This is a genomic window from Variovorax sp. GW823-FHT02B07 (assembly GCF_058797695.1).
In genome coordinates this window covers 149,736-167,841 of sequence record NZ_JBXAJX010000006.1, presented here as the reverse complement: position 1 = coordinate 167,841, position 18,106 = coordinate 149,736, and the positions used below count along the sequence as shown (strand labels likewise).

The 18,106-nt window shown below is 69.0% G+C and carries 17 protein-coding genes and 1 pseudogene; 8 read left to right on the top strand and 10 right to left on the bottom strand.

From position 1 onward, the window contains the following. Positions 1–2 precede the first annotated feature (2 nt). Positions 3–1,688, bottom strand: a complete 1,686-nt coding sequence (gene argS / locus AC1RGU_RS25840; protein WP_492699020.1) for an arginine--tRNA ligase — start codon at positions 1,686–1,688, stop codon at positions 3–5. 132 nt (positions 1,689–1,820) lie between these two features. Here argS and AC1RGU_RS25835 point away from each other — a divergent pair, with 132 nt between their 5' ends. Continuing rightward, on the top strand, positions 1,821–2,186 hold the full coding sequence (locus AC1RGU_RS25835) for a hypothetical protein (protein WP_095949699.1): 366 nt from the start codon (positions 1,821–1,823) through the stop codon (positions 2,184–2,186). An 88-nt stretch (positions 2,187–2,274) separates the two neighbouring features. On the opposite strand, the gene AC1RGU_RS25830 is transcribed toward AC1RGU_RS25835, so the two are convergent. From AC1RGU_RS25830 to AC1RGU_RS25815, 4 genes are all read right to left on the bottom strand, one after another. Next, positions 2,275–2,727 carry a DUF2214 family protein gene (locus AC1RGU_RS25830; protein WP_056584391.1) on the bottom strand — a complete coding sequence of 151 codons (453 nt, stop codon included), beginning with the start codon at positions 2,725–2,727 and terminating at the stop codon, positions 2,275–2,277. A gap of 64 nt (positions 2,728–2,791) precedes the next feature. Beyond that, positions 2,792–3,718: a LysR family transcriptional regulator gene (locus AC1RGU_RS25825; RefSeq protein WP_492699018.1), complete on the bottom strand. Its 927-nt coding sequence runs from the start codon at positions 3,716–3,718 to the stop codon at positions 2,792–2,794. Positions 3,719–3,759: 41 nt separating this feature from the next. Then, entirely contained in the window at positions 3,760–4,950 is a 1,191-nt protein-coding gene (locus AC1RGU_RS25820) for a CaiB/BaiF CoA transferase family protein (protein WP_492699016.1), read from the bottom strand. After that, positions 4,943–5,878: a hydroxymethylglutaryl-CoA lyase gene (locus tag AC1RGU_RS25815; RefSeq protein WP_139702179.1), complete on the bottom strand. Its 936-nt coding sequence runs from the start codon at positions 5,876–5,878 to the stop codon at positions 4,943–4,945. The genes AC1RGU_RS25820 and AC1RGU_RS25815 overlap by 8 nt, the downstream gene beginning before the upstream one ends. 89 nt (positions 5,879–5,967) lie before the next feature. On the opposite strand from AC1RGU_RS25815, the gene AC1RGU_RS25810 reads away from it, so the two are divergent. After that, a complete protein-coding gene (locus AC1RGU_RS25810) occupies positions 5,968–6,708 on the top strand; it encodes an IclR family transcriptional regulator (RefSeq protein WP_369644948.1) in 741 nt (246 codons plus the stop codon). Positions 6,709–6,711: 3 nt separating this feature from the next. On the opposite strand, the gene AC1RGU_RS25805 is transcribed toward AC1RGU_RS25810, so the two are convergent. Next, positions 6,712–7,680 (bottom strand): Bug family tripartite tricarboxylate transporter substrate binding protein, encoded by a 969-nt coding sequence (locus tag AC1RGU_RS25805; RefSeq protein WP_492699014.1) that lies wholly within the window; start codon positions 7,678–7,680, stop codon positions 6,712–6,714. Between the two features lie 46 nt (positions 7,681–7,726). Continuing rightward, positions 7,727–8,710 (bottom strand): annotated as a pseudogene (gene hisC, locus AC1RGU_RS25800) (histidinol-phosphate transaminase); the annotation flags it as partial. A gap of 257 nt (positions 8,711–8,967) precedes the next feature. Here hisC and AC1RGU_RS25795 point away from each other — a divergent pair. Together AC1RGU_RS25795 and AC1RGU_RS25790 are read left to right on the top strand one after the other, a co-directional pair. Continuing rightward, positions 8,968–11,142: a malate synthase G gene (locus AC1RGU_RS25795; protein ID WP_070063724.1), complete on the top strand. Its 2,175-nt coding sequence runs from the start codon at positions 8,968–8,970 to the stop codon at positions 11,140–11,142. Positions 11,143–11,293: 151 nt separating this feature from the next. Continuing rightward, positions 11,294–12,559, top strand: a complete 1,266-nt coding sequence (locus AC1RGU_RS25790) for an MFS transporter (protein WP_492699012.1) — start codon at positions 11,294–11,296, stop codon at positions 12,557–12,559. Positions 12,560–12,576: 17 nt separating this feature from the next. Here the strand turns inward: AC1RGU_RS25790 and AC1RGU_RS25785 are convergent, their stop codons facing one another. Then, positions 12,577–13,359, bottom strand: coding sequence for a hypothetical protein (locus AC1RGU_RS25785; RefSeq protein ID WP_492699011.1), 783 nt, complete (start codon positions 13,357–13,359; stop codon positions 12,577–12,579). Further along, positions 13,352–13,579 (bottom strand): hypothetical protein, encoded by a 228-nt coding sequence (locus AC1RGU_RS25780; RefSeq protein WP_062479749.1) that lies wholly within the window; start codon positions 13,577–13,579, stop codon positions 13,352–13,354. The genes AC1RGU_RS25785 and AC1RGU_RS25780 overlap by 8 nt, the downstream gene beginning before the upstream one ends. Positions 13,580–13,976: 397 nt before the next feature. Here AC1RGU_RS25780 and AC1RGU_RS25775 point away from each other — a divergent pair, with 397 nt between their 5' ends. Beyond that, positions 13,977–14,549 carry a fasciclin domain-containing protein gene (locus tag AC1RGU_RS25775; RefSeq protein WP_492699009.1) on the top strand — a complete coding sequence of 191 codons (573 nt, stop codon included), beginning with the start codon at positions 13,977–13,979 and terminating at the stop codon, positions 14,547–14,549. A 1-nt stretch (position 14,550) separates the two neighbouring features. Here AC1RGU_RS25775 and AC1RGU_RS25770 read toward each other — a convergent pair whose 3' ends face one another. After that, positions 14,551–15,477, bottom strand: a complete 927-nt coding sequence (locus AC1RGU_RS25770; RefSeq protein ID WP_062479753.1) for a LysR substrate-binding domain-containing protein — start codon at positions 15,475–15,477, stop codon at positions 14,551–14,553. Positions 15,478–15,559: 82 nt separating this feature from the next. Here AC1RGU_RS25770 and AC1RGU_RS25765 point away from each other — a divergent pair, with 82 nt between their 5' ends. The 3 genes from AC1RGU_RS25765 (at position 15,560) to AC1RGU_RS25755 (ending at position 18,068) form a co-directional block, all read left to right on the top strand. Then, entirely contained in the window at positions 15,560–15,916 is a 357-nt protein-coding gene (locus AC1RGU_RS25765; protein WP_062479754.1) for a DUF2917 domain-containing protein, read from the top strand. A gap of 165 nt (positions 15,917–16,081) precedes the next feature. After that, entirely contained in the window at positions 16,082–16,903 is an 822-nt protein-coding gene (locus AC1RGU_RS25760) for an enoyl-CoA hydratase-related protein (RefSeq protein WP_447740543.1), read from the top strand. A 7-nt stretch (positions 16,904–16,910) separates the two neighbouring features. After that, a complete protein-coding gene (locus tag AC1RGU_RS25755) occupies positions 16,911–18,068 on the top strand; it encodes an acyl-CoA dehydrogenase family protein (RefSeq protein ID WP_354347997.1) in 1,158 nt (385 codons plus the stop codon). The last annotated feature ends 38 nt before the right edge of the window (positions 18,069–18,106 follow it).

Here is an 18,106-nt window from a genome sequence, read left to right as displayed (position 1 = left end):
ATTCACATCTTGCTCGGCGCACTGACGCCGAGGATCGCGAGGCCATTGTGCAGCACCTGCGCGGCTGCTGCGACGAGTGCGAGACGCGCCAGCTTGACCGGCTCGTCGTCCACCAGGATGCGCTCGGCATCGTAGTAGCTGTGGTAGCTGGCCGCGAGTTCGCGCAGGTAGAAAGTCACGTCGTGCGGGGCGAAATCCTTCGCCGCCGCCGTCAGCATGGCCGGGTACTTGGCCAGCAGCAGCATCAGCGCCTGGGCCGCCGGGCTGTCCAGCGGCGACAGGTCGACCGCCTTGAGCGCGGCCACGTCGCCGCCCCAGGCCGCGAGCACCGAGCAGATGCGCGCGTGGGCGTACTGCACGTAGTACACGGGGTTGTCGTTGTTCTTGGTGACCGCCAGGTCGACGTCGAAGGTGTATTCGGTGTCGGGCTTGCGGCTGAGCAGGAAGAAGCGCACGGCATCGGTGCTGGTCCATTCGATCAGGTCGCGCAGCGTGACGTAGCTGCCGGCGCGCTTGCTGATCTTGACCTCTTCGCCGCCCTTCATGACGCGCACCATGGTGTGCAGCACGTAGTCGGGGTAGCCCTCGGGAATGCCTTCGCCCGCGGCCTGCAGGCCGGCGCGCACGCGCGCGATGGTGCCGTGGTGGTCGGTGCCCTGGATGTTCACGACCTTGTGGAAACCGCGCTCCCACTTGGCGATGTGGTACGCGACGTCGGGCACGAAGTAGGTGTACGTGCCGTCCTTCTTCTTCATCACGCGGTCTTTGTCGTCGCCGTAGTCGGTCGACTTCAGCCACAGCGCGCCATCCTGCTCGTAGGTCTTGCCGGCGGCCACGAGCTTGGCCACGGCCGCCTCGACGCGGCCGCTGGTGTAGAGGCTGGACTCGAGGTAGTAGTTGTCGAAGCGCACGCGGAAGGCCTGCAGATCGAGGTCCTGCTCGCGGCGCAGGTAGGCCACGGCGAATTCGCGGATGCTGTCCAGGTCGTCGATGTCACCGCTGGCGGTGTACTCGCGGTCGTCCGACTTGACGGTCTTCTTCGCCTTGAAGTCCTCGGCGATGTCGGCGATGTAGTCGCCGTTGTAGGCCGGGGCCTTTTCGCCGCTGGGCCACTCGGGGTCGCCGGGCTTGAAGCCCTTGGCACGCAGCTGCGTGCTGTTGGCCAGCGTCTGGATCTGCACGCCGGCGTCGTTGTAATAGAACTCGCGCCACACGCTCTGGCCCTGCGAGGCCTGCAGGTTGCAGATGGCGTCGCCCAGCGCGGCCTGGCGGCCGTGGCCGACGTGCAGCGGACCGGTCGGGTTGGCCGACACGAACTCGACCAGCACCTTTTCGCCGGTGGCGGGCTGCTGGCCGAAGGCGTCGCCGGCGGCCAGCACCTCGCGCACGATCTGCTGCTTGGCGGCAGCCTTCAGGCGGATGTTGAGGAAGCCGGGGCCGGCGATCTCGATGGCCTCGACCCATTGGCCGAAAGCGGGGGTGGCGAGCAGCGCAGCGCTCAGTTCCTCGGCCAGTTCGCGAGGCTTGCGCCCCAGCGGCTTGGCGAGCTGCATGGCAGCGGTGCTGGCGAAATCGCCGTGCGCCGCCACCTTGGGCGACTCGAACGCGGCTTTGGCGCCGGCGCCGGGAGAGAGGGTTTCGAGCGTGTTCGCGAGCGCCGCGAGCAGCTCCTGTTTGACCAATAGCATCTGTGAATTTTACCGGGGGCAAACCCGGACCCAGTTAACGATCGTCATCCGATGGGCGATGTCGCCCGTTAGGATGGTCGGCCCCGAGGCGGGGCGTCTGTCACAACCCAACCTTGCAAGGACATATCCACCATGAAGAAGCTCCTTTCCCTGGTCGCCTCCACCGTCGCGCTCGGCGCCTGCCTGTCGTTCAGCGCCTACGCGCAGGACAAGGCACCCGCCCCGGTCGTGGCCCCCGCTGCCGCCGCCGCACCTGCGGCAGCCCCTGCCGCCGCGGCCGCACCCGCCGGTGGCGCCAGCTGCGATGCCAAGGCCATCGACAAGAACGGCAAGCCCCTGGCCGGCGCTGCCAAGAACAGCTTCATGAAGAAGTGCACCAAGGCCGCCGCCGGACCCGCCTGCGCCGCCAAGGCCCTCGACAAGAACGGCAAGGCCCTGGCCGGTGCCGCCAAGAACAGCTTCATGAAGAAGTGCGAAGCCGACGCGGCCAAGGCCTGATCCGGCGCGGCGGCGCCGTGTGGCGCTGACATTTGTTACTCCCGAAGGGCCCGCTCATGCGGGCCTTTTCTTTTGTCTTTTGTGTTGATTACTTGCCGAAGCCGCGCGCCAGGAACACCGCCACCAGCGGGATCAGTGCGATCAGGTGCGCCTGGATCATCACCAGCTTGCGCGTCTTCAGGATGTCGGCCTCTGCCGGCAGCTTGCCCGTGGCGCGCAGCGTCTTGCGCCAGCGGAAGTAGGTCAGCGTCGGGAAGATCGACAGCACGCCCACGATGATGAACAGCGTGAGCTTCACGTGCAGCAGCGGGTTGGTCCAGTACCAGGCCGTGCCCTTCACGCCCCACCAGGTGCGTGCGATGCCGGTGGCCAGCACCGCGATGGCGGCGATGCCGTAGACCATGTCGACCTTGGCCAGCCGCTCGACCACGGCGGCATTGAGCCATTGCACGCGGCACAGCGCGGCTTCACTGGAGATGAACACGACCATCGTGAGGATGGCCAACAGATGCAGGTAGGCGAGGATGGCTTCGAGGGTCATCGGAAACTTTCTTCATCGGGGTTGCAAGCAAATGCAAAAAGCATTGTGCCGCCCGGTCACGATTTCAGGACCGCCCGCCCCAGAATTCCGGCTGCCCGTACTGCGCTTTGAGGAAATCAAGCCACAGTCGCACGCGCAGCGGCAGGTGCTTGGTGCCTGTGAACACCGCATAGATGCCGTTGGGCGGTGCGGCGAAGTCGTCGAGCAGGGGCACGAGCAGGCCGGCGTCGATCTCGGCCTCGACCTCCCACGTGCTGCGCCAGGCGATGCCGTGGCCCGCGAGGCACCAGTCGTGCAGCACCTGGCCGTCGGAACAATCGAGCGGGCCGCTGGGGCGCAGGTGGATGAGTTCCTGCACGCCCTCCTCGCTGGTAATGCGAAAGGCCCAGCCGCGCGTCTGCGAGGCGTCGCTCGACAGCGTGAGGCAGGCAAAGCGCGACAGTTCGCCCGGGTGTTTGGGCGCGCCGTGGCGGCGCAGAAACTCGGGCGTGGCGACGCAGCGGCGGCGGTTGTCGGCCAGGCGCACGCTCACGAGCGACGAGTCGGGCAGGTCGCCCACACGCACGGCGCAGTCGAAGCTCTCGCCCGTGACGTCGACCACGCGGTCGCTGAGGTTCAATGAGATCGTCACCTCCGGATGCAGCGCATGAAAGCGCGGCACCAGCGGCGCGACGTGGCGGCGGCCGAAGCCGGCCGGCGCGGTCACGCGCAGGTGGCCGCTGGCCTTCACGCCGCCGGCGCTCACGCTGGCCTCGGCGTTCGCGAACTCGGTCAGGAGGCGCTGGCAGTCTTCGAGAAAGGCGCTGCCTTCGTGCGTGAGCGCGATGCGCCGCGTGGTGCGCACCAGCAGCTTGACGCCCAGGCGCTCTTCGAGCGCGTCGATGCGACGGCCCATGATCGCGGGCGCCACGCCTTCCGCCTTGGCCGCCGCGGTGAGGCTGCCGCGGGTCGAGACCGAGACAAAGGATTCGAGCTGCTTGAGGCGGTCCATGGCGCGGGAACTATATCGCCCGCCGCGCATTGAGCAGGGGTTCAGTCGCCGGCCGTGACGCCTTGCGCCCGCAGCGCGGCGATGTCGCCGTCGCTGTAGCCCACCTCCTTCAGCAGCGCCTCGCTGTGCTCGCCGATGTGCGGCGGCTGCAGGCGGATGCCGGGGCGTTCGCCGCCCAGCGTGAACGGCGCGAGCGGCACCTTGGCCATGTGGCCGTCGTTCATGCGCACGGGCGCGAGGCCGCCGGTGGCGTTCAGGTGCGGGTCGTCGAACAGCTCCTGCGGCTTGGTGATGGGCGCGAAGGGCAGCTCGTGCTGCTCGAACACCGCGCTCAGTTCGGCCGCGCTGTGGTTGGCGAGGTGCGAGCGCAGGATCGGCATCATCCACTCGCGTGCGCGCACGCGGTCGTTGTTGGTCTTCAGGCGCGGGTCGGCCAGCATCTCCTCGAGGCCGAAGGCTTTGCAGAAGATGGCCCACTGCTTGTCGCTCACGGCCGCCAGGAAGATCTGCTCGCCGTCCTTCACCGTGAACACGTCGTACACAGCCCAGGCCGAGATGCGGCTGGGCATCGGGTCGGCCGCCTTGCCGGTGGCGGCGAACTGCATCATGTGCTGCGCGACGAGGAACACGTTGTTCTCGAACAGCGCCGACTGCACCTCGCAGCCCTTGCCGGTGAGCTCGCGCTGGCGCAGCGCGGCCATCGCGCCGATGGCGCCGAACATGCCGCCCATGATGTCGTTCACGCTGGTGCCCGCGCGCAGCGGATCGCCGGCGCGGCCGGTCATGTAGGCCAGGCCGCCCATCATCTGCACCACCTCGTCGAGTGCGGTGCGGTGGTCGTACGGGCCGGGCAGGAAGCCCTTGTGGCTCACGTAGATGAGGCGCGGGTTGAGCTTGCTGAGCGTGTCGTAGTCGAGCCCCAGCTTCTTCATCGTGCCGGGCTTGAAGTTCTCGCTCACGATGTCGGCGGTGGCAATGAGGCGCAGCGCGGCCTCCACGCCTTCGGGCTTCTTCAGGTCGAGCGCGATGCTCTTCTTGTTGCGGTTGAAGGTCGGAAAGAACCCCGCGCCCGAGCCCAGCAGGCGGCGCGTGTTGTCGCCCTCGATGGGCTCGACCTTGATGACCTCGGCGCCCAGGTCGGCCAGCAGCAGGCCGCAGGTCGGGCCCATGACCATGTGGGTGAACTCGACGACACGCACGCCCGCGTAGGGCAAGGGATTGGCTTCAGACATGAGAGAGGGTTTCCTGGACAAAGCCCTTGGGCAGACCGGCTTCGGGCGTCATGCCGTAGACCGGCTCGCCGGGCAGGCCGGCCTTGAGCGGCGCACGCGCCGCGATGAGTTTGTCGATGTCGATGCCAGTGCGCACGCCCATGGCCTCGAACATGAAGACGAGGTCTTCGGTGACGGCATTGCCCGACGCACCCGGCGCATAGGGGCAGCCGCCGAGGCCGCCGAGCGAGGCGTCGAAGGTGCGCACACCCTCGTCCCATGCGGCCAGGCAGTTCGCGATGCCCAGGCCGCGCGTGTTGTGCATGTGGGCCGCGCCCGCGTGCACGCCGAGTTCGGCGCGCAGCCGCTTGAAGAGGCGGCGCACCTGCGCGGGGTTGGCATAACCCACGGTGTCCGACAGGCCGACCTCCTGCGCACCGGCCTCGACGCACTGCACCGCCAGGCGGATCACGTCGTCTTCCGGCACCAAGCCCTGCAGCGTGCAGCCGAAGGCGGTGGAGATGCCGGCTTCGAGCTTCACCTGCGGCGCGAGGGCGCCGCGCAGCTCGGCGATGGCGCGCACCTCCTCGACCATCTCGGTCGGCGTCTTGCGCACGTTGGCCAGCGAATGCGCCACGCTGGCCGACACCGGCATCGTGAGCTTGTGCACGCCCGCCTCGAGCGCAGCCTGCGCGCCCTTGCGGTTGGGCACCAGCGCCATCACCACGAGGCCGGGCAGCGTGACGGCATGGCGCACCACCTCGGCGGCGTCGGCCATCTGCGGCAGCAGCTTCGCGGGCACGAAGGAGGCGACCTCGATCTCGCGCAGGCCGGCGGCATGCAGCGCATCGATCCAGCGCAGCTTGTCGGCCGTGGGCATGGTGGCCTTCACGGACTGCAGGCCGTCGCGCGGACCGACCTCGCTGATGAGAACGTCGGGGGAGGTCATCGGGTGCTTTCTTGACTGTTCTATCCTGCAGAACTATATTCTGTTAAACAGAATTAAATCGGCAAGCCCGCCGACTGTCAAGCCACGCCATGCCACGCAAAGCCCAGACCGAATCGGTGTCCGACCTCAACGCCGCCCCCGGCGGCGCCGCCGCGGTCGACCGCGCGCTGAGCCTGCTGTCGGCCTTCCGGCCTGGCGACGAGGCGCTGTCGCTCGCCCAGTTCGCCGAGCGCACGCAGCTCTACAAGAGCACGGTGCTGCGCCTGCTGGCCTCGCTCGAACATGCGCGGCTGATCCGCCGGCAGGACGACGGGCGCTATGCGCTGGGGCTGGAGATCGCGCGGCTGCACGGGCTGTACGCGGCGTCGCAGTCGCTCGACCGCCTCGTGCTGCCGGTGCTGCGCACGCTCGCCGCCGCCACCGGCGAGAGCGCGGCGTACCACGTGCGGCAGGACCAGGGCGAGAGCTGGGTGCGGCTGTGCCAGTTCCGCGTCGATTCCTCGCACGTGGTGCGCGACCACGTGCGCGCGGGCGACCTGCTGCCCAACGACCGGGGCGCGGGCGCGCGCGTGCTGATCGCCTTCGGGCCCGAGGCCGAACGGCCGCGTGGCGCGAAGGAGCGCAAGCTGTACGACGCGATCCGCGCGCAAGGCTATTGCGCGCTGGTGGGCGACCGCACGGCCGAGCTGGCGGGCATCTCGGCGCCGGTGTTCCATGCGGATGGCGGCCTGGCCGCGGCGGTCACGCTGACGATGCCGACGCACCGCTATGACGCAGCCTACATCGAGCCCGTGCGCGCGGCGGCGAAGGCGCTCAGCGGGCAGGTCTGAGCATCAGGACTCAGCCTTGAAGCCCGAGTTCTTGATGGGCAGTTCCCACCGCTTCAGGTGCGTCGCCTGGATCGTCGCCAGCTCCGCCGGCCCCGCATGCGCCGGCACGAGGCCCAGCGCGTAGATCTTTTCCTGCACGTCGGGCAGGCGCAGCGCGTCGGCCACGGCCTTGTCGATGCGCGCGACCAGCTCGGGCGACATGCCCGGCGGGCCATACAGCCCGAAGAAGGCATCGGCCGTCACGTTGATGCCCGCTTCCTTCAGCGTCGGCACGTCGGGCAGCGCGCGGCTGCGCTTTTCGCCCGTCACCGCGAGGATGCGGACCTTGCCCGCGCGGTGGTGCTCGATGGTTTCCGAGGCGGTGTCCACCATCAGCGGCACCTGTCCGCCGATGAGGTCCTGCGCGGCCGGCGCGCCGCCGCGGTAGGCGACGTGCGTCATCGGCACGCCCGAGGCCTGCGCCAGCAGCTGGCCCGCGAAGTGCGGCACCGTGCCGGCGCCCGAGGTCGCGTAGTTGGCCTTGCCCGGGTTGGCCTTCATCCAGGCCAGCACCGCCTTCAGGTCGCCCGCCGGCGCGCCCGGCCCGGCCGTCACGGCGAAGTCGAAGGTGCTGCCGAGCGAGATCGGCGTGAAGTCCTTCACCGTGTCGTAGCCGAGGTTCGAATACAGCCACGGGTGGATCACCATCGCGCCGCTGGGCGAGAAGATGAGCACGCTGCCGTCCGGCGGCGAGCGCTTGAGTTCGGCCAGCGCCAGCCGGCCGGCCGCGCCGGGCTTGTTGTCGACGATGACGTTCTGTCCGAGCGACACGCGCATCTTGTCGGCCAGGATCCGCGCGACCACGTCGGCCGACCCGCCCGGCGGAAAGCCGATCAGGATGCGCACCGTGCGCTCCTGCGCGAACGCCATCGGCGCGAAGGCCGTGGCGGTGATGACGGCAGCGGCCTGCGCTGCGAACTGGCGGCGTTGCATGGGGCGGTCTCCTCGGGGTGGTTGTTCTTCGGTGTGCGTGGGGTCGTCAGCGCAGCGCGGCCAGCAGCGCCTCGTTCTGTGCCGGCAGGCCGACGCTCACGCGCAGCCATTGCGGCAGTCCATACGGGCCGAGCAGCGAGACCTCGATGCCGGCAGCCAGCAGGCGCGCGTGCACGGCCGGCGCATCGCCGACCTGCAGCATCACGAAGTTGCCCGACGACGGCACGTGCGGCAGGCCCAGCGCGGTGAAGCCCGTGGCGAGCTGTTCGCGCCCGGCGGTGTTGAGTTCGTAGGTGCGCGCCAGGAAGTCGGTGTCGCCCAGCGCCGCCACGGCCGCGGCCTGGGCCGGCGTCGTCACGTTGAAGCGCGGGCGGTGCGCGTTCATGCGCGCCGTGAGCGCCGGCTGCGACACGCCGTAGCCGATGCGCAGCCCCGCCAGGCCGAAGGCCTTGGAGAAGGTGCGCGCCACGATCAGGTTGGGCAGGCGGCGCACCCATTCGATGCTGTCGTAGCGCTGCGCGGGCGACAGGTACTCGGTGTAGGCCTCGTCGAGCAGCACCGTCACGTGCGCGGGCACCGATTGCAGAAACTCGCGCAGCGGCGCAGCATCGATGAAGGTGCCGGTCGGGTTGTTCGGGTTGGCCACGAAGACCAGCTTGGTGTCGTCGCCGATGGCGGCGCGCATCGCGTCCAGGTCGTGGCCGAAGTCGCGCGAAGGCACGACGGTGGCGCGCGCGTGGGCGTGCGCCGTGGCCGCCGCATAGACGATGAAGCCGTACTGCGAATAGACGACGTTCTCGCCCGGCTTGAGGCTGACCTGCGCCGCCAGTTCGAGGATCTCGCTCGACCCGCTGCCCAGCGTGAGCCACTCGGGCGGCACGTCGAGCCGTGCGGCCAGCGCCTGCTTGAGCGCGGTGCCGTTGCTGTCGGGGTAGTTGCCCGCGCCTTCGAGGGCGGCGGCGGCGGCGCGGCGGGCCGACTCGGGCATGCCGAGCGGGTTTTCGTTGGAAGCCAGGAGGATCATTGCGGCGGGAGCTGATTATTTAAGAAGTTAAATATATACAGCTGCCACCGCCCCGGCCTCAGGGCCTACCCTTTGAGGCGGGGCTTGGGTTCTGGTCGATTACCTTCATTTTTGTCACAGATAAATCTCACTTTCGGCTCTTACTGGCCCGCAAAGTATCGAATACAGTTCTCCCATGGCTTCACCTGGGGCAAGTGCGCCCCACTGCTGCGCCGCCCCCCCGATTTCCTGTTTTTTGCATTGCGTTCCCCAAGGAGAAACACATGACCGACCGCACCACCGCCCACCGACTCCAGGTCGCGACCGAACTGCACCGCTTTGTCGAAGAGAAGGTCCTGCCCGCCAGCGGCGTGGCCAGCGACGTGTTCTGGAAGGGCTTCGACGCCATCGTCCATGACCTGGCGCCCAAGAACGTCGCCCTGCTCGCCGAGCGCGACCGCCTGCAGAGCGAACTCGACGCCTGGCACAAGAAGAACCCCGGCCCGATCGCCGACATGCCGGCCTACCGCGCCTTCCTGGAAAAGATCGGCTACCTGCTGCCGCAGCCCAAGGGCGTGAAGGCCACCACGGCCAACGTCGACTCCGAACTCGCGCTGCAGGCCGGCCCGCAGCTGGTGGTGCCGATCCTGAACGCACGCTACGCCCTGAACGCCGCCAACGCGCGCTGGGGTTCGCTGTACGACGCGCTGTACGGCACCGACGCCATCCCCGAAACCGGCGGCGCCGAAAAGGGCAAGGGCTACAACCCCGTGCGCGGCGCCAAGGTCATCGAGTTCGCGCGCAACGTGCTCGACCAGGCCGCACCGCTGGCCAACGGCTCGCACAAGAACGCCACCGGCTACAGCGTGAAGGACGGCCAGCTGGTCGTCGCGCTGCAGGGCAGCACCACCGGCCTGGCCGATGCGTCGCAGTTCGTCGGCTACCAGGGCGACGCCGCCGCGCCGTCGTCGGTGCTGCTCAAGCACAACGGCATCCACCTGGACATCCGCATCGATCGCAGCACCGCCATCGGCAAGAGCGACGCGGCCGGCGTGAGCGACCTCGTGCTCGAAGCCGCGCTCTCGACCATCCTCGACCTGGAAGACTCGGTGGCCGTGGTCGACGCGGCCGACAAGGTCGTCGCGTACGCGAACTGGCTGGGCATCGTGCAGGGCACGCTCACCGAAGAAGTCGCCAAGGGCGGCAAGACCTTCACGCGCGGCCTGAATGCCGACCGCGAGTACACAGGCGCCAATGGCCAGCCGCTGAAGCTGCACGGCCGCTCGCTCATGTTCCTGCGCAACGTGGGCCACCTGATGACCAACCCGGCCATCCTGTACGAAGGCGGCAAGGAAATCCCTGAAGGCATCCTGGACGCCGTGGTCACCACCACCATCGCCATGATCGACGTCAAGCGCAAGGGCAACTCGCGCACCGGCAGCATCTACATCGTCAAGCCCAAGATGCACGGCCCGGCCGAAGTCGCCTTTGCCAGCGAGCTGTTCGGCCGCGTCGAGCAGCTGCTCGGCCTGCCCGCCAACACCGTCAAGCTCGGCATCATGGACGAGGAGCGCCGCACCAGCGTGAACCTGCAGGCCTGCATCGCCGAAGCCGCCGCGCGCGTGGCCTTCATCAACACCGGTTTCCTGGACCGCACCGGCGACGAGATGCACACCGCCATGCAGGGCGGCCCGATGATCCGCAAGGGCGACATGAAGTCCAGCGCCTGGATCGGCGCCTACGAAAAGAACAACGTGCTCGTCGGCCTGAACTGCGGCCTGCGCGGCAAGGCGCAGATCGGCAAGGGCATGTGGGCCATGCCCGACCTGATGGCCGCCATGCTCGAGCAGAAGATCGCCCACCCCAAGGCCGGCGCCAACACCGCCTGGGTGCCCTCGCCCACCGCCGCCACGCTGCACGCGCTGCACTACCACCAGGTCAGCGTGACCGCCGTGCAGCAGGAACTGGAAAAGATCGACGCCGACGGCGAGCGCGAGAACATCCTGAACGCGCTGCTGCAGGTGCCGATCGCTGCGCAGGCGAAGTGGACCGACGCCGAGAAGCAGCAGGAAATCGACAACAACGTGCAGGGCATCCTGGGCTACGTGGTGCGCTGGGTCGACCAGGGCGTGGGCTGCTCGAAGGTGCCAGACATCCACAACGTCGGCCTCATGGAAGACCGCGCCACGCTGCGCATCTCCAGCCAGCACATCGCCAACTGGCTGCTGCACGGCGTGGTCACCAAGGCGCAGGTCGACGAGGCCTTCCAGCGCATGGCCAAGGTGGTCGACGAGCAGAACGCCGGCGACGCGCTGTACCAGCCGATGGCCGGCCACTTCGACACCTCGGCCGCCTACAAGGCCGCGCAAGACCTGGTGTTCAAGGGCATCGAGCAGCCCAGCGGCTACACCGAGCCGCTGCTGCACGCCTGGCGCCTGAAGGTCAAGGCCGCGGCCTGACGCGCGCCTTGCGCAGTGCCGGCCTCCGCCGGCACTGACGCCTCGGAGACACGCAACGAACGGCGCCCTCGGGCGCCGTTCTGCATGGGGCGCGACATGCCGGTAGCATCGACGCCGCCCTCTTCTCTCTCTCCGGTCTCCGTCTCTCCCGATGAACAAGCACGCGGCTACGCCGCCCCCGACCCGCGGGTCGACCTCGGCCGCGGCCATGCTGGTCGCACTGGCCACCGCCTTCGCGCTGAGCCAGGCCTTTCGCACCGTCGGCGCCATGATGGCCACGCCACTCACGCAGCACTTCGGCCTCACGCCGCAGGCGCTGGGCACCTGGGCCGGCACCTTCCATTTCACCTTCGGCATCATGCAGCTCGCGATGGGCGTGTCGATCGACCACTTCGGCGTGCGCCGCACCGTGCTCACCGCCTTTCCGCTGGCCATCGCGGGCGCCGCGCTGTGCACCGTGGCGCCGGGCTTCGGCGCGCTGCTGCTGGGGCAGGCGCTGATCGGCGTGGGCTGCGCGCCGGCCTTCCTGGCCTGCACCGTGTTCATCGCGCGGCACTTCGACGCCGCGCGCTTCACCGCCATGTCGGGGCTGGTGATGAGCCTCGCGGGCATGGGCATCCTGTTCACCGGCACGCCGCTGGCGCTGCTGATCGAGGCCGCCTCGTGGCGCGCCGGCTATGCCGCGCTGACCGGCTTCGCCGTGCTCTCGTGGATCGTCATCTTCTGGCGCGTGCACGAGCCCGCGCGACCAACGATCGCATCGGGCGAACCCGCGCCCGAACGCCAGTCGCTGCGCCAGGCCGTGCGCGACCTGCTGCCGCTGTTCGCCATGCCGCACACGCTCGGGCTGCTGTGCTTCGCCTGCGTGTCGTATGCCGCCTTCATCACGCTGCGCGGCCTGTGGCTCGGCCCCGTGCTGCACGACCGCCACGGCCTCTCGCTCGTGGCCAGCGGCAACGTGGCGCTGGTGATGACCGTCGCCGGCATGGCCAGCCCCATGCTGTTCGGCCGCCTCGACCCCGGCGGCGCGCGCCGCACGCGCTGGATGATGCGCTGCGCCTTCGCCGGCGCAGCGATGTTCGCCGCCATGGCCCTCACGCAATCGCGCGCCATCGACATCGGCCTGCCGATCGTCTACGGCATGCTGTCGGGCTACAGCGTGCTGCTGTACGCGTACACCAAGAACGCCTACCCGGCGGCCGTCACGGGCCGCGCGATGGCGCTGCTCAACATGGCGATGTTCCTCGGCGTCTCGCTGATGCAATGGACCACCGGCGTCGCCGCCTCCTGGGCCGTGGCCCAGGGCAGCGAGCCGTTCCGCGCGGTGTTTCTCACGGTGAGCGGGATGCTGGCGGCGGGCACGTTGGCGTTTCTGCTGCTGCCGCGAGCGAAGGTGCCGGTGCGTCCGACGCCCTGATCGCCGATCACGCTGCCTCACGTCACATCACCCAACCGCGCCCGCACCTCGCGCCGGCTCAGCTGTCGCTTGGCGACGGCATAGACGTCGTGACGCCCATACATGTCGACGTGCGTAGGCAGGCCCGGCGCTGAACGTCGCGCCGCACCGCAGCGCGTGACCATGCAGCGGCGCAGCACGTCGTAGCAATTGGGCTCTGGCTGCGCCGCGCTTGTGCGCTCGGGAAACTGCGCCAGCACGACCTCGAACCAGCAGCCCTCGACGCAGTGCCACTGCGTGGTCTCGTCGATCACGTGGTAGACCGCATACGGCGTGTCGCCGCGCCGCCCGGCCCGGTCCGCACGGCGCGCCGCACGCGCCTCGCGCAGGCGCCGGTTCGGCAACAGGATGCCGGTGACCGGATGCACGAACAGCTCGACACCCGGCGCTTCGTGCAGCGGCACGCCGGGCCGGTCTCCCCAGCGGTACGGTCGCACCCGCACCTCGCCATCGCACAGCACCGCGTCGCGCGCCACGAAGTCGTCGACGTGCAAAAAGATGTGCGCCTGCACCGTGCTGCGGCGATCGATGCCGCTGCACAGTTCGGCGTACACCTTGTCCCACGGCCGGTGCACCTGCTTGTGCAGCCAGCGCTTGAGCGGCTGGAGGTTTTCGCTCAGCCACTTCGGATGCTGCAGCCCGCGCTTCATGCCCACATGCGAGCCGCGCTCGGTGCTGTTGCGCCATAGGCGGCCATCGCCCTGCACGCGCCAGCCGCCGCGCGGACGCTCGACGATCACCTTGTCCATGTCGTCACGCATCGTCGGCCCTCCGCCCGAAGTCGCGCGCGGCTTTCTGCAGCGCCACCTTCTGCGCGCGCCGCTCGGCGCGGTGGGTGCGCAGGTGGCGGCCTGCGCCCTGGCTGGATTCGCGGCGCGCCATCGCGGCCACCACGGGATTGCGCGGTGCCGACGCGGGCACCGCAAAGTAGAACCGGCCCAGACGCTTGTCGTCGTCGCGGGCCTTTCGTTGAGCACTCATGTGCACACACTCCGAAAAAACAAAAAGGCCCCGGCGAATGCAGTTGCGCGCGGGGCCCTTGTCGATTCGGCCGCGGCGGATGCGAAGGTGCACATCCGGCCGGGGCGGTCGGTGTGCGTCAGGTGTTCAGTGAACGGTTCATTGAATGGTGTTCTCGCCCGGGAGGTTGATCGTCGCCGGGCGTGGTGTCGGAAAAAACTGTCGCTGAAAAAGGAAGGGCGGATTCTGGCGAGGGCTCGCGCCGCGCGCAAGCGGGGCACGCAGCGCTGTGGCGCAAAGCTGACACGAACGCGCGCGTTGAATCCGCTTCACGCATCGCGCCGTATGGCATCTCAAGCGCATCGCGCCCCCGAGCTGTTGGCGGTTTCCACAGAGCCTTTCCTTCCAGGAGACATCCATGAAAAAACTCGTGATCGCCCTCGGCGTGTCGGTCCTGCTCGGCGCGTGCGCCGGCAGTGGCATGAGCAACGCCAGCAGCAACAGTGCCGGCACCCCCATGGTCGGCGGCGCGCCGATGTACCCGACGAAGGACATCGTCGACAACGCGGTGAATTCGAAGGACCACACGACGCTGGTCGCCGCGGTGAAGGCGGCCGACCTCGTGGCCACGCTCAAGAGCCCGGGCCCGTTCACGGTGTTCGCGCCCACCAACGCCTCGTTCGCGGCGCTGCCGGCCGGCACGGTCGACACACTGCTCAAGCCCGAGAACAAGGCCACACTCACCAAGGTGCTGACCTACCACGTGGTGCCCGGTCGCATGGACAGCGCGGCGCTGATGAGCGCGATCAACGCGGGCGGCGGCAAGGCGCAACTCAAGACCGCCAGCGGCGGCACGCTCACGGCGACGATGAGCGGCGGCACGGTGTGGGTGACCGACGCCAAGGGCGGCACGGCGGCGGTGACGATCGCCAATGTCTACCAGTCGAACGGCGTGATCCACGTCGTCAACAAGGTGCTGCTGCCAGGTTGAGTCAGCTCCGCTGCGCGGCCTCCGCCTCGTCGCGCAGCCATTGCGCGAAGTCCTGCGCGTCGCGGTTGCCCGCGGCGCGCCGCGACATCTCGATGAAGTAACCGCGGTGCGATGCCACGCCCTGGCCGAGTGGCGCCACGAGCCGGCCGTCGCGCACCAGTTCGCGCAGCAGCGGCAGGCGCCCGATCACCACGCCCTGCCCTGCCACCGCGGCGGCCACCGCATCGGCGTACTGCGAGAAGCGCAGCGTGCTCTTCATGCGCAGGTCTTCCAGCACCATCACCTTGAGCCACGGCTCCCAGTCGGCGGTCGGGGCTTCGCTGTGGTCCGGGTACTCGATGGTCAGCAGCGTGAGCTTGGAAAAATCGGACAGCTCGCGCAGCGACGCGGCCACCTGCGGCGCGCACAGCGGGATCACCGACTCCTCGAACAGCGCCGGGCCCACGCCGCGGCCGATGGGCACGAAGCGCACCGCAAGGTCGAGCCGGCTCACGTCCAGGTCGAGCACGTCGAGCGTGGCCGACACACGCACGTCGACCTGCGGATGCGTGCTGGTGAAGCGCGCCAGTTTCGGAATGAGCCACAGCGACGCGAAGCCCGGCGTGGTGGTGATCGACACCTGCCGCGGCGCGGCGCTGGCGCGCACGCGCGCGGTGGCGTCGCGCAGGCGCTCCAGGCTGTCGGTGACGGCGCGCTGCAGCACGCCGCCGGCCTCGGTGAGCGCGAGCGCACGGTGGCGGCGCTCGAACAGCAGCACGCCCAGGCTGGCTTCGAGCTGCTGGATCTGCCGGCTCACGGCCGACTGCGTGAGGTGCAGCTCGCCCGCCGCCAGCGTGAAGCTGAGCCGGCGCGCGGCGGCCTCGAAACTGCGCAGCAGCTCGAGCGGCGGGAGCTCGCCGGCAGGGGTTTTCGCATTCTCTGGAGGCATGCAACGAGTTCCGAATGACCGCGTGTAAGAGAGGGCTCGGCTCACTATATTCATTCGTATCACGAATGCAATGGAGGTTCCCATGAGCACCACCGACCGGTCCCCTTCCACCTTTTTCTCCTCGTCGAGCTCGCGCTTCCACGTGAGCCTGCCCAGCCGCGCCGTCTTCGCCGTGCCCGACGGCGCGGGCGTGGGCATCGAATGCCGCAGCGGCGCCGTGTGGATCACGCTCGACCGCGACCCGCGCGACATCGTGCTCGGGCCGGGCGAGCGCTTCGAGAGCACCGAGCACCGGCGCGTGCTGGTGTCGGCGCTGGAGTCGTCGTGCATCTCGGTGTCGGACGCGCAGCCCGCCGCGCTGCCGAACCCGGCCTCGCGCGCACAGGCTCGTGTGCGGTCGCCTTGGCGACTGGCGCTGCACGGGTTGTCCCCGGCTTGACCGCGGGCGCCGTGGCATCGAACCTCGATGCCATGGACCGCCCCCGCAGGGAGCAGCACCGCGCGCCGCCGTGACGACAGGCGGCTTTTTGCTTTGGGCGTCCGTTTTCCTTCTTGGCCTTGAAAGGGACACGCCCATGACCACCACTTCCGGCGCAGCGCTCGCATGACCGCGCCGCAACCCACACCCCAACCCTGCGTGCTGTGCGAGCAGGCCGACGGCATCGCCACGCTCACGCTGAACCTGCCGCACAAGCTGAACCCGATCGCGAAAGACCTGCAGATCGAACTGCGCGACGCGCTCGAGCGCATCCGCGACGACCGCACGGTGCGCGCCGTGATCCTCACGGGCGCCGGCAAGGCCTTCTGCGTGGGCGCCGACCTGAGCGCGATGGCGCCGCCCGGCGAGCCCGGCCAGACGCTCGGTGACCAGACCGCCGAGTGGATGCAGAAGCTCAGCAACCCGCTCATCGAGACGCTGCGCACGCTGCCGGTGCCGGTGGTGGCAGCGGTCAACGGCCCGGCGGCCGGTGCGGGCGTGGGCCTGGCGCTCGCGGCCGACGTGACCATCGCCGCGCGCAACGCCTACTTCTACCTCCCGTTCCTGCCCAAGCTCGGCATCGTGCCCGACCTGGGCTGCACCTGGGCCATCCCGCGCCGCGCCGGCCGTGCGCGCGCGATGGGCATGGCGCTGCTCGACGAGCGCCTGAGCGCCGGGCGCGCCGTGCAGTGGGGCCTGATCTGGGCCTGCGCCGACGACGAGCAGCTGATGGACGAGGCCCGCGCCATCGCGCAGCGCCTGGCGCGCCTGCCGGCGCATGCGGTGCTCGAAGCCCGCGAAGCCTTCGAGGCCTCGGAGCACCACACGCTGAAGGAACAACTGCACTACGAGAGCGAGCGCCAGCGCGCGCTCATCGACCGCCCCAGCTTCCGTGAAGGCGTGAGCGCCTTCCTGCAGAAGCGCCCCCCTGTTTTCGAAACCCGCTGACGTCCCCATGACCATCGAACGCACCCTCTTCACCGCCGACCACGAGGCCTTCCGCGACAGCTTCCGCCGCTTCATGGACAAGGAGATCGCGCCCTTCCACGACGCATGGGAAGAGCAAGGCTACGTGGACCGCGCCGTCTGGTCCAAGGCCGGCGAGAACGGCTTCCTGTGCATGGCGCTGCCCGACACCTACGGCGGCGCGGGCGCCGACCTGCTCTATTCTGTGATCCAGTTCGAGGAGCTGTGGGCACGCGGCTTCACAGGCATCGGCTTCGGCCTGCACAACGAGATCGTGGCGCCGTACATCCTGCGCTACGGCACCGAGGCGCAGAAGCAGCACTACCTGCCCAAGCTCGCCAGCGGCGAGATGGTCGGCGCCATCGCCATGAGCGAACCCGGCGCGGGCAGCGACCTGCAAGCCGTGAAGACCAGCGCCATCCGCCAGGCCGACGGCAGCTACCTGCTCAACGGCAGCAAGACCTTCATCACCAACGGCTGGCACGCCGACCTGGTGATCGTGGTCGCCAAGACCGACCCGGCCGCGGGCGCGAAGGGCACGAGCCTGTTCCTCGTCGAGCGCGGCATGCCGGGCTTCGAGAAGGGCAAGCGCCTGAAGAAGCTGGGCCTGAAGGCGCAGGACACGTCCGAGCTGTTCTTCAACGACGTGCGCCTGCCCGCCGAGGCGCTGCTGGGCGAGGTCAACCGCGGCTTCGTCTGCCTGATGGAGCAGCTGCCCTGGGAGCGGCTGCAGATCGCGATCAGCGCGGTGGCCGCGTCGCAGGCTGCCATCGACCACACCGTGGCCTACGTGAAGGAGCGCAAGGTGTTCGGCCAGCCCGTGGGCAACTACCAGAACACGCGCTACACCTTGGCCGAGCTGCAGACCGAGGTGCAGGTGGCGCAGGTGTTCGTCGACAAGTGCATCGAGCTGCTCATGGCCGAGAAGCTCGACACCGCCACCGCGAGCATGGCCAAGTACTGGACCAGCGACCTGCAGTGCAAGGTGATGGACGAGTGCGTGCAGCTGCACGGCGGCTACGGCTTCATGTGGGAGTACCCGATCACCCGCGCGTACGCCGACGCGCGCGTGCAGCGCATCTACGGCGGCACCAACGAGATCATGAAAGAGGTGATCACGCGCTCGATGGGCCTCGGCGGGCGCTGAAGCGCCCCGCATTTGGCACCACTGGCGCCATGGAAAGG

Excerpts from the sequence above, each read along its gene's own strand:
- AC1RGU_RS25820 (WP_492699016.1), bottom strand. The coding sequence starts at position 4,950 with ATGTCTGAAGCCAATCCCTTGCCCTACGCGGGCGTGCGTGTCGTCGAG.
- AC1RGU_RS25830 (WP_056584391.1), bottom strand. The coding sequence starts at position 2,727 with ATGACCCTCGAAGCCATCCTCGCCTACCTGCATCTGTTGGCCATCCTC.
- AC1RGU_RS25790 (WP_492699012.1), top strand. The coding sequence starts at position 11,294 with ATGAACAAGCACGCGGCTACGCCGCCCCCGACCCGCGGGTCGACCTCG.
- AC1RGU_RS25785 (WP_492699011.1), bottom strand. The coding sequence starts at position 13,359 with ATGCGTGACGACATGGACAAGGTGATCGTCGAGCGTCCGCGCGGCGGC.
- AC1RGU_RS25815 (WP_139702179.1), bottom strand. The coding sequence starts at position 5,878 with ATGACCTCCCCCGACGTTCTCATCAGCGAGGTCGGTCCGCGCGACGGC.
- AC1RGU_RS25775 (WP_492699009.1), top strand. The coding sequence starts at position 13,977 with ATGAAAAAACTCGTGATCGCCCTCGGCGTGTCGGTCCTGCTCGGCGCG.
- AC1RGU_RS25765 (WP_062479754.1), top strand. The coding sequence starts at position 15,560 with ATGAGCACCACCGACCGGTCCCCTTCCACCTTTTTCTCCTCGTCGAGC.
- AC1RGU_RS25795 (WP_070063724.1), top strand. The coding sequence starts at position 8,968 with ATGACCGACCGCACCACCGCCCACCGACTCCAGGTCGCGACCGAACTG.
- argS (WP_492699020.1), bottom strand. The coding sequence starts at position 1,688 with ATGCTATTGGTCAAACAGGAGCTGCTCGCGGCGCTCGCGAACACGCTC.
- AC1RGU_RS25835 (WP_095949699.1), top strand. The coding sequence starts at position 1,821 with ATGAAGAAGCTCCTTTCCCTGGTCGCCTCCACCGTCGCGCTCGGCGCC.
- AC1RGU_RS25755 (WP_354347997.1), top strand. The coding sequence starts at position 16,911 with ATGACCATCGAACGCACCCTCTTCACCGCCGACCACGAGGCCTTCCGC.
- AC1RGU_RS25780 (WP_062479749.1), bottom strand. The coding sequence starts at position 13,579 with ATGAGTGCTCAACGAAAGGCCCGCGACGACGACAAGCGTCTGGGCCGG.
- AC1RGU_RS25825 (WP_492699018.1), bottom strand. The coding sequence starts at position 3,718 with ATGGACCGCCTCAAGCAGCTCGAATCCTTTGTCTCGGTCTCGACCCGC.
- AC1RGU_RS25810 (WP_369644948.1), top strand. The coding sequence starts at position 5,968 with ATGCCACGCAAAGCCCAGACCGAATCGGTGTCCGACCTCAACGCCGCC.
- AC1RGU_RS25805 (WP_492699014.1), bottom strand. The coding sequence starts at position 7,680 with ATGCAACGCCGCCAGTTCGCAGCGCAGGCCGCTGCCGTCATCACCGCC.
- AC1RGU_RS25760 (WP_447740543.1), top strand. The coding sequence starts at position 16,082 with ATGACCGCGCCGCAACCCACACCCCAACCCTGCGTGCTGTGCGAGCAG.
- AC1RGU_RS25770 (WP_062479753.1), bottom strand. The coding sequence starts at position 15,477 with ATGCCTCCAGAGAATGCGAAAACCCCTGCCGGCGAGCTCCCGCCGCTC.